This window comes from Streptomyces collinus Tu 365 (genome assembly GCF_000444875.1).
GTDB lineage: Bacteria > Actinomycetota > Actinomycetes > Streptomycetales > Streptomycetaceae > Streptomyces > Streptomyces collinus_A.
Genome location: NC_021985.1, coordinates 4,614,852 through 4,628,532, shown reverse-complemented (window position 1 = coordinate 4,628,532; position 13,681 = coordinate 4,614,852). Strand labels below are relative to the sequence as shown.

The 13,681-nt window shown below is 72.1% G+C and carries 12 protein-coding genes and 2 pseudogenes; 3 read left to right on the top strand and 11 right to left on the bottom strand.

Annotation, left to right across the window (positions count from 1 at the left end; all coding sequences use genetic code 11):
* Positions 1-93: 93 nt before the first annotated feature.
* Together B446_RS40345 and B446_RS20100 are read right to left on the bottom strand one after the other, a co-directional pair.
* Positions 94-651: pseudogene (locus B446_RS40345) on the bottom strand (mobilization protein); the annotation flags it as partial.
* Positions 652-811: 160 nt separating this feature from the next.
* Positions 812-2,260: a recombinase family protein gene (locus tag B446_RS20100; RefSeq protein ID WP_020941276.1), complete on the bottom strand. Its 1,449-nt coding sequence runs from the start codon at positions 2,258-2,260 to the stop codon at positions 812-814.
* A gap of 122 nt (positions 2,261-2,382) precedes the next feature.
* Here B446_RS20100 and B446_RS20095 point away from each other — a divergent pair, with 122 nt between their 5' ends.
* A complete protein-coding gene (locus B446_RS20095) occupies positions 2,383-2,802 on the top strand; it encodes a DUF3151 domain-containing protein (protein ID WP_020941275.1) in 420 nt (139 codons plus the stop codon).
* A gap of 36 nt (positions 2,803-2,838) precedes the next feature.
* Here B446_RS20095 and B446_RS39250 read toward each other — a convergent pair.
* The 5 genes and pseudogenes from B446_RS39250 to B446_RS20075 form a co-directional block, all read right to left on the bottom strand.
* Positions 2,839-3,097: pseudogene (locus B446_RS39250) on the bottom strand (DUF3151 family protein); the annotation flags it as partial.
* 132 nt (positions 3,098-3,229) lie between these two features.
* A complete protein-coding gene (locus B446_RS20090) occupies positions 3,230-4,696 on the bottom strand; it encodes an MFS transporter (protein ID WP_020941274.1) in 1,467 nt (488 codons plus the stop codon).
* A gap of 69 nt (positions 4,697-4,765) precedes the next feature.
* A complete protein-coding gene (fbaA, locus tag B446_RS20085) occupies positions 4,766-5,788 on the bottom strand; it encodes a class II fructose-bisphosphate aldolase (RefSeq protein WP_020941273.1) in 1,023 nt (340 codons plus the stop codon).
* 145 nt (positions 5,789-5,933) lie between these two features.
* Positions 5,934-6,482 (bottom strand): orotate phosphoribosyltransferase, encoded by a 549-nt coding sequence (pyrE, locus tag B446_RS20080; protein ID WP_020941272.1) that lies wholly within the window; start codon positions 6,480-6,482, stop codon positions 5,934-5,936.
* A 10-nt stretch (positions 6,483-6,492) separates the two neighbouring features.
* Complete coding sequence (locus B446_RS20075) at positions 6,493-7,281, bottom strand: hypothetical protein (protein WP_020941271.1); 789 nt, start codon at positions 7,279-7,281, stop codon at positions 6,493-6,495.
* A gap of 63 nt (positions 7,282-7,344) precedes the next feature.
* Here B446_RS20075 and B446_RS20070 point away from each other — a divergent pair, with 63 nt between their 5' ends.
* Entirely contained in the window at positions 7,345-7,758 is a 414-nt protein-coding gene (locus B446_RS20070; protein ID WP_020941270.1) for a YciI family protein, read from the top strand.
* A gap of 51 nt (positions 7,759-7,809) precedes the next feature.
* Here the strand turns inward: B446_RS20070 and B446_RS20065 are convergent, their stop codons facing one another.
* From B446_RS20065 to B446_RS20055, 3 genes are all read right to left on the bottom strand, one after another.
* Entirely contained in the window at positions 7,810-8,751 is a 942-nt protein-coding gene (locus B446_RS20065) for an SRPBCC family protein (protein WP_020941269.1), read from the bottom strand.
* A gap of 42 nt (positions 8,752-8,793) precedes the next feature.
* Positions 8,794-10,431, bottom strand: coding sequence for a polyamine aminopropyltransferase (locus tag B446_RS20060; RefSeq protein ID WP_020941268.1), 1,638 nt, complete (start codon positions 10,429-10,431; stop codon positions 8,794-8,796).
* A gap of 79 nt (positions 10,432-10,510) precedes the next feature.
* Positions 10,511-11,044 (bottom strand): DUF2617 family protein, encoded by a 534-nt coding sequence (locus B446_RS20055; RefSeq protein WP_020941267.1) that lies wholly within the window; start codon positions 11,042-11,044, stop codon positions 10,511-10,513.
* Positions 11,045-11,881: 837 nt separating this feature from the next.
* Here B446_RS20055 and B446_RS20050 point away from each other — a divergent pair.
* Positions 11,882-13,066 carry a pyridoxal phosphate-dependent aminotransferase gene (locus B446_RS20050; protein ID WP_043476070.1) on the top strand — a complete coding sequence of 395 codons (1,185 nt, stop codon included), beginning with the start codon at positions 11,882-11,884 and terminating at the stop codon, positions 13,064-13,066.
* A gap of 42 nt (positions 13,067-13,108) precedes the next feature.
* Here B446_RS20050 and B446_RS20045 read toward each other — a convergent pair whose 3' ends face one another.
* Entirely contained in the window at positions 13,109-13,639 is a 531-nt protein-coding gene (locus B446_RS20045) for a YbjN domain-containing protein (protein ID WP_020941265.1), read from the bottom strand.
* Positions 13,640-13,681 lie beyond the last annotated feature (42 nt).

The window sequence follows — 13,681 nt, the reverse complement described above, 5'->3', positions numbered from 1 at the left end:
ACTCCCGCCGCTCGTCCAACCCCGCCGGCTACGAGTCCCTGAAGACCGCTCAGGTTGACCTCGACCAAGTCGGTTCCTTGCTCGCCCTGCCAGCTAAGGACGCCCTGGACAGCCTCCACGCCTCGTAGCCATGCGGGAGGAAGTCGCGGTAGAGAAGACCTCGCTGGCTTTGGGTGCCGCGTGTCGGCCGGTGTGCTGGATGCGGGTGATGAGCGCGCGGGCGGGCTGTCGGGCGGTGGTCAGCTCGCGCTGGGCGGCGGCTTCCTTGAGGAGTCGGTGAGGCTGGTGGCCGCGGGCTTCGGCGTCGGCAAGAACCGTGGCGAGCGCGGGCCAGGCCAGGTCAGCGAGGATCCGCTCGGTGTGGTCGGGCACAGCCGCCCGTACTTCGTTCGCGAAAACGCGGCGGGCTTGATCCCTGGGCCGCCGGGCTCTGAGTGCGGCGAGCGTCGGGGCGAGGGCCATGTCGGCGGCTGCCTGTAGGTGCCGGACGGCCTGGCGGGCGGCGACGGCCTGACGGGCGTGGTTCTTCACTTCGTGCCAGCGCCTGGTAACGAGGGCGGCGACAAGGGCGGCCAGGGCGCTGCCGTCGGGGCCGGTGGCGGTGTGCACGAGGTCGCGTGCCGCGCTGCGCATGGCGTGGGCGGAGCGGTCTAGGCTCATTGACTGAAGGCGAGTGGCTGCGCCGACTGGAGGCGCAGGCTCCCCGACCGAGACGAGGAGTGGGTCGATGACCTGCTCCGAATCTTCGGCATAGACGGGCGTGAACGAACGAAGCCGGGCCCCATCCGCAACGGGGCCCGGCTCCTCCACGTCACCTGAGCACTGGCTCGATGTCCCCCGGGTCGAAGATCGGACCGTTCGAAGCGGGCTTGACGACGACGGCGCGGAAGACCTTGAGAACAGCCGCGCGCTGCTGCTCGATCGTCAGCTTCTCCCACCGCTCCCGGATATCGACGGGCCTGACTTCGAAGGTCGCGACCTCGGCGCGGTGCAGGGAACGTTCCCGGTGCAGTTCCGCGATCTGCTTCTCCAGGTCCTCGGTGAGCACGATGTAGCGAGTGGCCGACATGCGCTTCTCCTGCCAAGCCTGCTTGAACTCGGCCATGTCGCTTTCCAGGGAGGCGAGGTGCTCCTCCTTCGTCCACTCCGGCGCGCGCTGGCGCACGTGCGCAAGTGCCTTGTCCGAGCTGAGAAACACGGCGCTCCTGATGAGGCGGTCAACCGGTTCGCCGGCCCTGGCCACTCCCCCGCATCCCCCGTCGTTCCTACCCGGGCACGCGTACCGGAACTGGGATGACGTCTTCGACTTCCGGTAGGACGGGAAGGCCCGCATCTTGGCGCCGCATCGACCGCACCGAGCGATACCGGAGAGCAGATACTTGGTGGCGTAGTCCCGTGCGGTGCGCCCCTCCGACTCCTTCCGGACCTTCTCCATGAGCAGGTACCACTCGTCGGGAGTGACGATCGGCTCCCAGTCGCCGACGACAGGGGCACCGTGCTCGTCCAGGAACAACTCCCCCTGGTGCATCCGGTAACCGCAGATTCGCGGGTTCACGAGCATCCGCTTGATCTTGGAGTCGTCGAAGACGCCACCGCTGTGCGACCTGACCCCCTTGTCACGCCACTCTCGCGCGATGGATGCCCATCGGACGCCGCCCAGGAAGTCCCTCACGGCCTTGCGGAGGTTTTCCGCCTCGTCCGGTACCAGCGTCCTGCGATCCTCGCGGTTCCAGCCGTACGGCGCCCGGCCCCCGGGGAGCTTGCCCTTCGCCGCCAGTTCCAGATGCTTGCGCTTCGTCCGCTTCGACGTGTCCGCCGAGGACTTGTTGGCGATGGTCACCCTGATCCGCGCGATGAACCGGCCGTCCTCCGTGGACAGATCGATGTCGGACGCCGACACGGAGTCGAAGACGAGGTGGCGCTTGCGGCGCTCGGCATCCTCGTACTCGTCGATCCACGCCTCCAGGTCTCGTGGCTGGCGCGTGAAGCGGTCGATGTCCCAGGCGACGACTCCGTCGATCCGCCCCGCCTTGAGGTCCTCCAGCATCTGGCGGAACTCCGGGCGCACGGTCTTGCGCTTGTACGCCGAGAGGTCGTTGTCCTCATAGACCCTGGCCACCTCCCAACCCCTGGCGGCACAGTGCAGTCGGCAGTCCTCCTCCTGCCGCGCGACGCCCAGCCCTTCGGCCTCGTCGTCCTTGCTGATCCGGGTGTAGATGCCCACCTGTATGGCCCCGGAGGACCCCTGCCGTGCTGCCATGCGCCGGATCGTCGCACATCGCGATCCGGTACATGAACCGCCGTTCTCATTGATTCTTGGGCCACGGCCGATCCCTCGTGCGGACGTCCTGAACGCCTGGACACAAGTGGCAGACTGACGGCATGACGACGCACAAGAACCTGCTCGGCGGTCCGGATCCGACGTACCTCCCCGAGAACGAAGAGGCCTACCGCCTGCTGGGCGAGGAGTCCCGGTCACCAGCCGAGGTGGCGGCGAAGTACCCCACGTTCTCACTCGCATGGGCCATGCTCGCCGACGACGCCTTCGAGGCAGGGCGAGTGGTCGAGTCGTACGCTTACGCGCGCACCGGCTATCACCGTGGTCTGGACGCGCTGCGCCGGGCCGGGTGGAAGGGACATGGGCCCATCCCCTGGGACCACCGAGCCAATCGCGGGTTCCTGCGCTGTCTTGCCGCCCTCGCCCGTGCTGCTGGCGTAATCGACGAGAAGGACGAGACGGAGCGTTGCTGGCAATTCCTCAAGGACAGCAGTGCCGAGGCGTACACCGAACTGAAGCGGTAGTCGTCGCGGTTGAAACGTCCGTGCCGCCGTCGCTCAGACAGCGGCGGCGGCACGGAAGGCAGAAACGAACCGATCACATGTGCCGCCGTTTTCCCATGGGACCGGGACATGGCCTTCCAGCCACTGCGGCGCAGCGCGTCGAGGCCACGGTGGTAGCCCGGTGCGGGCGTAGGCGTACGACTCCGCGACCAAGCCCCGCTCGAACGCCTCGTCGGCCAGCTGGGCCCAGGTGAGGGACGCGCGACTCCGGGTCGTCGGGAAGGTGGGTCGGAGGCGGCCCGCCGAGAACCCTCAGTCTCCCGCACCCGTGCCCCAGGGCCGCGAGGCAGAACACGCCGGCATGAAAAAAGGGGCGCGGGGAACTGCGCGACAAGCCCCCACCCACCCGCACGCGACGACCAAGCCCCACCCCGTCGCACCCCACCCCCTAACTCCCCCTCCGCTCCCCCTCCAACGGAGGACTCGTCACATTCCCGTGCCTCCGGCACTCCGGCCGCCGGCACCCGGGCCCGGGCCGCCGCACCAGCGCGAACGCCAGCACGGCCCCCACCACCAGAACCGCGGAGCAGATGGGCATCGCCCGGTCGAACGCCGCGTCGAAAGCCGAGGGCACCCGGTACGCCTCCGGCCCCATCCCCGTCAGCAGCGGCAGCGCCGCCACCGCGATCAGCCCCGCCGCCCGCGCCGCCGCGTTGTTGATGCCGCTGGCGAGCCCCGCCCGCGAGGTGTCGACGGAGGCGAGCACCGTGGCGGTCAGCGGCGCCACCAGGGCGACCATGCCCGCCCCCATCACCAGCAGCGCCGGAAGGACGTCCCGCAGGTAGTCCGCGTCCGGGCCGACCCGCAGCATCAGCAGCATCGCCGCCGCGCAGAGCAGCGGGCCGACGGTCAGCGGCAGCCGGGGACCGGTGCGGTCGGCCAGCGCGCCCGAGCGGGCCGAGAACAGCAGCATCAGGGCGGTCGTCGGGAGCAGCGCGACACCGGCCTGCAGCGCCGAGTAGCCCGCCACCACCTGGAGCTGGAGCGCGGTGAGGAAGAAGAAGCCGCCGAAGGCCGCGTACACGCACAGCGTCACCAGGTTGACCGCCGTGAACTGGCGCGAGGCGAAGATGTCCGGCGGCAGCATCGGGTCCGCCCGGTGCCGCTCGACCTGGACGAAGGCGACGGCGGCCACGACACCCCCCACCGCGCTCAGCCCGACCGCCACGGCGTCGTGACCGGTCTGGCCGGCCTCGATCAGCGCGTACGTGAGCAGCGCCAGCGCCAGCGCGCCGAGGACCGCGCCGAGCACGTCGAACCGGGCCCCGGAGCGGCCCGCGTCGGACTCCGGGACGTGGCGCAGCGCCACCGGCACGCACAGCAGCGCCAGCGGCACGTTGAGCAGGAAGACCCAGCGCCAGCCGGGGCCGTCCACCAGCCAGCCGCCCAGGAAGGGCCCCACGGCCGCGCCGATGCCGCCGAAGCCGGACCACAGGCCGACCGCCCGGCTCCGGTCGTCCGGGTGGAAGGACGCCTGGATCAGCGCGAGCGAACCGGGGGTGAGCAGGGCGCCGCCGATGCCCTGGAGGGCGCGGGCGGCGATGAGGACGCCGGGGTCCGGCGCCAGGCCGCACAGCAGCGAGGCGGCCGCGAACCAGACGACCCCCAGCACGAAGATCCGCCGGCGGCCGTAGCGGTCGCCCAGCGAGCCGCCCAGCAGGATCAGGCCGGCCAGCGTGACCATGTAGGCGTTGACGGTCCACTGCAGCGCGCCCAGGCTCGCGCCGAGGTCGCGGCCGATGGTCGGCAGCGCCACGTTGACGACGGTCGAGTCCAGCATCGCCATGCTGGAGCCGAGGACCGTGGTGAACAGGACCCACCTGCCGCGGGGCGAGGCCAGCCGGACGTCGGGCATGCCTTCAGGTATACAGCGAGCCCGCCGCCCGGGTCAGGCGACGGGCTCACCGCGAGGTGCCGCCACGGGCTACTTGATCTTGTTGCCCGCCGAGCGCAGGTTGCGGGTGGCCTCGACGACACGCTCGGCCATCGACGCCTCGGCCAGCTTGCCCCAGGTGCGCGGGTCGTAGGTCTTCTTGTCGCCGACCTCGCCGTCGACCTTCAGGACGCCGTCGTAGTTCTTGAACATGTGGGCGGCGACCGGACGGGTGAAGGCGTACTGGGTGTCCGTGTCGATGTTCATCTTGACGACGCCGTTCTCCAGCGCGGTCAGGATCTCCTGCTCGGTGGAGCCGGAGCCGCCGTGGAAGACGAAGTCGAACGGGGACTGCTTGCCGAACTTGGCGGAGACGCCGTCGGCCAGCTCCTTCAGCAGCTCGGGCCGGAGCACGACGTTGCCCGGCTTGTACACGCCGTGCACGTTGCCGAACGAGGCGGCGAGCAGGTAGCGGCCCTTCTCGCCCAGGCCGAGGGCCTCGGCGGTGCGGATCGCGTCCTCGACCGTGGTGTACAGCGAGTCGTTGATCTCGTGGGAGACGCCGTCCTCCTCACCACCGGTCGGGGTGATCTCCACCTCGAGGATGATGTTCGCCCGGCGGGCCGTCTCCAGCAGTTCCTGCGCGATGGCCAGGTTGTCCGCGAGGGTCTCGGCGGAGCCGTCCCACATGTGCGACTGGAACAGCGGGTTGCGGCCGGCCTTGACGCGCTCCTCGGAGATCGCGAGCAGCGGACGCACGTACCCGTCGAGCTTGTCCTTCGGGCAGTGGTCGGTGTGCAGCGCGATGTTGACCGGGTACTTCTCGGCGACGATGTGCGCGAACTCGGCGAGCGCGACCGCGCCGGTCACCATGTCCTTGCTGTACTGGCCGCCGAGGAACTCGGCGCCACCCGTGGAGATCTGGACGATGCCGTCGCTCTCCGCCTCCGCGAAGCCGCGCAGCGCCGCGTTCAGGGTCTGGCTCGAGGTGACGTTGATGGCCGGGTAGGCGAACTTGCCTGCCTTCGCCCGGTCGAGCATCTCGTTGTAGACCTCGGGGGTTGCGATGGGCATCTGTCCGCTCCTTGGGTGTGCGGGTTGGCGATCTGCGTACTACGGCCCTGACCTAGACCTGGGGTGTGACGTCATCGTCGTCCCCATCTTTCCAGACATGGACCGCTGGTCCATGCGCCGGTCAAGTCCAGGTCGATCCGGCGCGTCAGTCCAGACCCAGTTCATCCTTCGAGAAGGCGAACACGTACGGCACGCCCGCCTGCTCGGCGATCGCCTCGGCCGCGCCCGTCGCCCGGTCCACGATCGTGGCGACGGCGACGACCTCGGCGCCGGCCTCGCGCAGCGCCTCCACGGCCGTCAGCACGGAGCCGCCGGTCGTCGAGGTGTCCTCGACGGCCAGGACCCGGCGGCCCGCGACCTCGGCGCCCTCGATCCGGCGCTGCAGGCCGTGCGCCTTGCCCGCCTTGCGCACCACGAAGGCGTCCAGCGTCCGGCCGCGCGCGTGCGAGGCGTGCAGCATCGCGGTGGCCACCGGGTCGGCGCCCAGGGTGAGGCCGCCGACCGCCTCGAAGTCCAGCTCCGCGGTCAGGTCGAGCATGACCTCACCGACCAGCGGCGCGGCCTCGCCGTCCAGCGTGATCCGGCGCAGGTCGATGTAGTAGTCGGCTTCCTTGCCCGACGACAGGGTCACCTTGCCGTGCACCACGGCCTTGTCCTTGATCTGCTGCAGCAGCGCGCCGCGTACGTCCGTCATGGGGCACAGCTTAGAGGCGCCGCCAGCTCCAGGTGGTCGACGCCTCCAGCGGCTCCAGCGGTGTGACCAGGCGCGGGAGGGTGTTCAGTCCGTTGGGCGGTCCGGTCTGCGGCTCCACGCAGACGGCCTCGGCCTGCTCGTCGTAGACGACCACCCACTCCTCCCGGCTGGTGACCCGGAGTTCGAGCTGCCCCGGCCAGGTGAGGGTGACGTCCACGCCGCCGGGCATGCCGAAGCAGTCGTCCCAGGGGCCGGGCCGCGGGTCGAGGCGGTTGCCGGTGGGCAGGTGGTCGGCGCCCCGCTCCTCCTGCCAGGCCGGCTTGAAGTCGAGCCGCACGTCCTCGCCGCCGAGGCTGCGGTTGAACCAGGGGTGCCAGCCGATCTGCGCCGGGAAGGAGTCGTCGTACGCCTCCACGGACATGGTCAGCGTCAGGCTGTCCTCGGCCAGCGCGACGACGTGCGTGACCCGGCCGCGGTGCGGCCAGGGGTCGGCCAGGTCGTGGGTGATGACGGCCTCGTCGGCCGAGGTGCGGGCGGTGTGCCAGTCGCCGTCGCGCGCGGTGCCGTGGATGGCGTGCGGCGGGGAGTTGAGGGGCATCTGGCGCACGGTGGCGCCGTCCATGAAGCGGCCCTCCTTGATCCGGCCGCACCAGGGCACCATCGGGAAGCAGCCGTAGCGCTCGCCCTGGCGCAGCAGCTCCACGCCGCCGATCCGGAGCCCACCGATACGGCCGCCGTTGCCGGGCCGCACGCTCACTTCCGCGTCGCCCGCGGTCAGCGTGATGTCTTCGTTACTCACGTGTCGACCCTACTGGGGCGATCAAGAGGGCGTCCGCCGGCCGGGCGGTGCCAGGATCTCGTCATGAAGTACATGGTGCTGATGTACGCGGACCCGGCGGCGACCGAGGCGATGACCGCCGAGCAGCGCGCCGAGGTGTTCCGCAGACATGAAGCGCTCCACCGGGACCTGGCGGACACCGGCGAGATGCTGAACGGAGCCGGGCTCGTCCTGCCGGGGGACACCACGACCCTCCGGTGGCAGGCGCGGGGGCCGCACACCGCCGCGGACGGGCCGTTCACGGAGGCGACCCACCAGCTCACCGCCTACTACGTGATCGAGTGCGCGAGCCCGGAGCGGGCCCGTGCCATCGCCGAACGGGTCCTGGACTTCCACGTCGTGGCGGTCGAGGTACGGCCGGTCCACGACTGGTTCGGCATGGGTGAACCGCCCGGGAACGCACCGGGTGAGCCCGGTGGGCCGGGAGCCGGGGCTTAGGCCGAGCGAGCCTGGCGGGCAGCGGCCCGGGGGCCAGGGGCCGGCCGGGCCCTAGGGGTGGCGTCGGCGCAGGGCGCGGCCCAGCACGATGGCCGAGGCGACGGCCAGCGCGGCGGCGGGCGCCGCCCAGCGCAGGGCCGCCTTCCCGGCGACGGCCTGCGGGGCCGGGACCGGGGCGTAGCGGCCGCGCGGCGGCGCGTGGTCGACCTCCTCCGCGCTGCGGCCGATCATCGTGCGGCGCGCGTGCGCGGCCTCGGCGGGCGGCTCGCCCGTGGCGTCGAAGCCGGACCCGCGGTCGCTGTCCGGGTCCGCCTCGCGGTCCAGGGAGGGCGGGGGCACGTCGGTGTCGAAGACGGAGCTCCGGCCGGAGTCGCCGTCGGTCCCGGGGTCGGTGCCGGTCCGCGGTTCGGGCTCGGGCTCCGAGTCGGCCCGGCCGGCCGCCTGGCTGTTCTCGGGGGCCGCCGCCTGGTTCTCGGGGGCCGCCCGGCTGTCGGGGTCCGCCTCGGCCTCCTCGGCCGCCTCGCCATCGGGGGCGTCCTCGTCCGGCCGTCTCTCGGGCAGGTCCTCCAGGAAGCGGCTCAGCAGGCGGGTGACCGCCGAGTGGACCGCGTCCGCGGGCAGTTCCGCGATGCGTCCGTCCGCGTCGGCCGTGCCCTCGACCGTGACGGTGGTGCCGTCACCCCCGTCACCCCCGTCACCGCCGTCACCGCCGTCCGTGAGGCGCAGCGTGAGGGCGAGTTTGACCGTGCCGGTGCCGCGGGCCTCGGCGGCCTCGCCGTCGACGGCGTACGTGCCGTCCGCGCGGGGCGTGATCCGCACGGCGCCGCGGTAGGTGACGGAATGGCCGCCGACGCGCAACTTCAGCCGCCCGGTCACGGGTTCGGCCCCGGCGTCCTGCTGGAGCCCGGGGACCGCACGCGCCACCCGGGCGGGGTCGGCGAGGGCTTCTCTGAGCCGGTCGGCCGGAACCGGGACGAAGACCTGGTGCTCCATGTCGGCTGAGCCTACCCAGGAGTGACCGGAACGTACCCCCCTTCAGTACCGCGGATGCACGAGCGTCGACGCCGGCAGCCCCCCGATCCGCGTACGCCGTGCCGCCGATGCGTCGGCCGCCAGCTCGCGCGGGGTCAGGGTGTGCGGCCGGGGCCCGCGCGGGTCCAGGCGCAGCGGCGGTGCCGTGCCGCCCGGGGCGGCCAGCAGGAAGCCCCAGTCGTGCGGGGCCCGGGGCGCCCCGGCCGAGCGGTCGGGGCCGGCCGGGAAGCCGGGGTCGCGGCCGAGCACCCGGTAGGGGGAGGACCCGAAACCGGACGCGCGCAGGGTCGCGGCCACCGTCCAGAAGACGCGGGGGCGGGCGGCGACGGGTCCGGCGTGCACCACCAGGCGGCCGTCGGCGGCGAGGACGCGGCGCGCCAGGCCGTAGAACTCCTGCGAGTACAGCTTGGTGCTGGCCGTGATACCGGGGTCGGGCAGGTCCGCGATCACCACGTCGTACCCGACCGGTGGCGCCGCCCGCAGCCAGGTGAGCGCGTCGGCGGTGGTGACGTGGACGCGGGGGTCGTCGTAGACGTGGCCGTTGAGGGCGGACAGGCCGGGGTCGGTGCGGGCCAGGCGGACCAGTCCGGCGTCGAGTTCGACGACGTCGACGCGGCGCACGCCCGGCCGGCGCAGCACCTCGCGGGCGGCCAGGCCGTCGCCGCCGCCGAGGATCAGCACCCGGGCGTGCGGCCCGGTCGTCGCGGGCCGGACCAGTGCCTCGTGGTAGCGGCGCTCGTCGCGGCCGCCCACCCGCAGCCGGCCGTCGAGGAAGAGGTCGAGGGGGCGGCCCCGGGTGCCGCCGGCGAGGACGACCTCCTGGACGCCGGTCTGCACGGCGACGCGGACGTCCTTGCCGTACACCGCGTGGCGGGCCGCCCGTTCGAACTCGTCGGCGAGGGCGGCGGCGGCGGCGAGGACGCCGAGGACGGTGAGGCCGACGAGGAGCAGGGTCCAGCGGGCGCGCCGGGTCAGGTCGCGCCGGAACAGGCCGAGGACCAGGGCGCCGCCGGCCACGACGTTAACCGAGCCGGTGAGCAGCGCGCCCGTGAGCTGGCCCAGGAACGGCAGGAGCAGGAACGGGAAGGCCAGCCCGCCGACGAGGGCGCCGACGTAGTCCGCGGCGAACAGGTCGGCGACCGCGCCGCCCGCGTCCTGCCGGCGGATCCGCTGGATCAGTTCCATCAGCAGCGGCACCTCGGCGCCGACGAGCAGGCCGATGGCGAGCGAGAAGGCGACCAGCAGGCAGCGCGGTCCTTCGGCCCAGACCCCGCCCCAGCCGCCGGTCCAGGCGAAGACGGCGTAGAGCGCCATCGCGCTGCACCCGCCGACCAGCGCGAGGACGATCTCGATCGCCCCGAAGCCGGCGGCCGCGTGCCAGCGCAGCCGCTTGGCGGCGAGCGAGCCGATGCCCATCGCGAAGACCATCACGGAGAGCACGACGGAGGCCTGGGTGACCGAGTCGCCGATCAGGTACGAGGCGAAGGCGACGAGTTCCAGTTCGTAGACGAGTCCGCAGGCCGCGCAGACGAAGACGCAGGCGAGGACCAGGAACCGCCCGGTGCCGGGCCGGACGGGCAGCCGTGCGGGACCCGGCCAGGGCGGGGCGGCCGGGCGCGCGGGGGCCTGCGGTTCGATCACTCTGCGACGTTACGTCACATCGCCGGTACGCTTCGTCACCCACACGTGTGGATCTCGCGGCAGTCGGCGTACGGGCGGTTTATGTCGTCCTAACGTGACGAGGTCCGGGCACCCGCGCCCCGACCCGGGTCCGGGTCGCCACCAGCTGCCCGTCCTGCGGGTAGGCGTGCCAGGTGCGCCAGTGCACCTGGCCCTCGTGCCGCTGGGCCAGCATGGCGGTGAAGGCGTGCGGGCTGCCGGGGAAGACCCCGGCGAGGCCGTGCGGGTGTTCGGAGACGAGGGCGAGCAGTTCCTGGGCCCGGCCCGCGAACGAGCCCGGCGTGAGCACCTCGACGCGCGCGGCGAACTCGTACTCCCAGTCCCCGACCCGCTTGGCGACGCCCAGCGGCAGCGGGGTGCTGGAGCCGGGGATGCAGGCGACCGTCTCCGAACAGTCGCCCCGTTCCTCCTGGAGCAGTACCTGGTGGGACGCGCCGAGCAGCCTCAACTGCAGTTTCGCGCCGGTCAGTTCCAGGTCGAGGGTGGCCAGTGCGGGCAGCGGCTCGCGTCCGAGGGCCCAGGCGAGGTCGGCGGCCCGCGTATCGGTGTAGGAGGTGTTCAGGGTCGTGAGCATGGATCGGCTCCGCTAACACGCAAAGAAGAGGGGGAGATCGGCCATGTCAGCCCGGTCAGCCCGGCCGGCCCGGCCGGTGAGGGGAGTCTGCGGGACGTCCGATGGGGCTGCGTAGGTGGTTTAGAGGGAATCATGAACAGAGGCGCCAACACAGCGTTTTTACCCAACTTCGTGGGGTTTCCATCCCTCAGAGGGCCCCACAGCTCAACTGTTCAACTACGCGGTGCCGGCCGTCTCCCCCGACGCCCCGTCAGTTGCCGCCCCCGCACCCGCCTCCACCGCAGGACGAGCCACCGCCGCACGAGGAGCCACCGCAGGACGAGTGACCCCCGCAGGACGAGTGCCCCCCGCACGAGTGGTGGCCCCCGGAGTGGTGACCTCCCGAGTGATGCCCGCCGGACGAGGACGAACCGCTGTCCCCGGCCCACCAGCTCCCACCGCTCCCACCCGCGCCGTACGAAGCCGACCGGCCCGCCCGCCGTCCGCGCCGCGACCTGCTCTTCGCGGACACGACGACCCCGAAGCAGATGACCGCCGCCATCACCACCACGAACACGACGCCCATGGCGCCACCTTCTTTCGTCCCCCGGTGTCCGGCCCCCCGTGGGCCGCGGTGAACGGGGGATGCCCGGCCGCCGGAACACCGAAAGCAGAGTTGAGGAACTTCAGAGGGTCCGCACCCGACGGCCTCGGCCGGTGAAGCCGTCACCCGTACCGCCGGGTGCCGGCGACCGTCGCCGGGTCCGCGGACAGCTCCAGGACGTCCGCCTGCGGCAGCGAGACAGGGTCGTACGGCACCCCTGCGCCTGTTGAGAAACTCCGGCGGTTGGGCGGAGGATGACCCGCATGACCTCCACCGCGCGTCCGTTCCTGAACCGCCGGCTCGCCGAGTTCGGGACGACGATCTTCGCCGAGATGTCCGCCCTCGCCGTGGCGACCGGGTCGATCAACCTGGGGCAGGGCTTCCCCGACACCGACGGTCCCGAGGAGGTGCGGGAGGCGGCCGTGCGCGCGCTGCGGGACGGGCGCGGCAACCAGTACCCGCCGGGCCCGGGCGTCCCCGAGCTGCGCACCGCCGTCGCCGCGCACCAGCTGCGCCGCTACGGCCTGGCGTACGACCCCGACACCGAGGTGCTGGTCACCGCCGGCGCCACGGAGGCGATCGCGGCCTCGCTGCTGGCGCTCCTGGAGCCCGGGGACGAGGTGGTGGCCCTGGAGCCGTACTACGACTCCTACGCCGCGAGCATCGCGATGGCGGGCGGCCGGCGGGTGCCGGTGACGCTGCGGCCGGACGGCGGCCGTTTCCGGCTGGACCTCGACGAGCTGCGCGCGGCCGTCACGGACCGCACCCGGCTGCTGCTGCTCAACACCCCGCACAACCCGACCGGCACGGTCCTCACCCGCGCCGAACTCGCCGCCGTCGCCGCGCTGGCGGTGGAGCGCGATCTGCTGGTGGTGACGGACGAGGTCTACGAGCACCTGGTCTTCGACGAGGCGGAGCACCTGCCGCTGGCCACGTTCCCCGGGATGCGGGAGCGGACGGTGACGATCGGCTCCGCGGGCAAGACGTTCTCGTTCACCGGATGGAAGGTCGGCTGGGTGACGGCCGCACCCGGACTGGTGACCGCCGTCCGCTCCGCCAAACAGTTCCTGACGTACGTCGCGTCGGGCCCCTTCCAGTACGCGGTGGCCGAGGCACTGACCCTGCCGGACTCCTACTTCGAGGGGTTCCGCGAGGGCATGCGGGTCCGCCGGGACATCCTCGCCGAGGGGCTGACCGGGGCCGGGTTCGAGGTCTTCCGGCCGGCGGGCACCTACTTCATCACGACCGACATCCGCCCGCTCGGCGAGAAGGACGGCCTCGCCTTCTGCCGCGCCCTGCCGGAGCGGGCCGGTGTGGTGGCCGTCCCCAACGCGGTGTTCTACGACGACCGGGAGGCGGGGTCGCCGTTCGTGCGGTTCGCGTTCTGCAAGCGCGAGGAGGTGCTCCGGGAGGCCGCCGAGCGGCTGCGGCGGCTGTGATCAGGGGCTGGGGGCGGTGCCCCCAGACCTGACCGGACCCGGTTACTCCCCGTCGTCCTCGGGCTCCTCGGAGTCGTTGACCTCCTGCTCGAGACCGAGCTGCTCGACCAGCCACTTGTCGAACTCGATCGCGGCCCGCACCCAGCTGACCGTGGACGAGACGAAGTGGTTCAGGTCGACGCCGGTGCCGATCAGCATCTGGGCCTCGCCGATGAGGCGGACCGTGCCGTCGTCGTGGGTGTGGGTGTACACCTTGGGCCACAGGGTGCGGCGGTTCCAGTCGTCGATGGACTCGAGCAGCTGGGCCTTCTCGTCGATCTTGTGCGGCCGGTCGTAGAACGTCCGCACCGAGAAGACCGCCTGCTCGTCCTCCCCGCGGAACATGAAGTACGTGCGGAACTGCTCCCACGGAGCCGCGAGGTCACCCTCCTCGTCGACGACGTACTTCAGCTCCATCTGGTCGAGGAGCTGCTTCACGAGGTCCTGATCCGGGACGACGGGGCCGGCCGGTCCCTGCGGCTGCGGTTCGGGCTGGCCCCCGAAGTTCGGGATCGAGGACGGGTCGATGCTCACTGTTTTTCCCTTCATGCGGATTCCGCCATCCTCCCCCAGAGG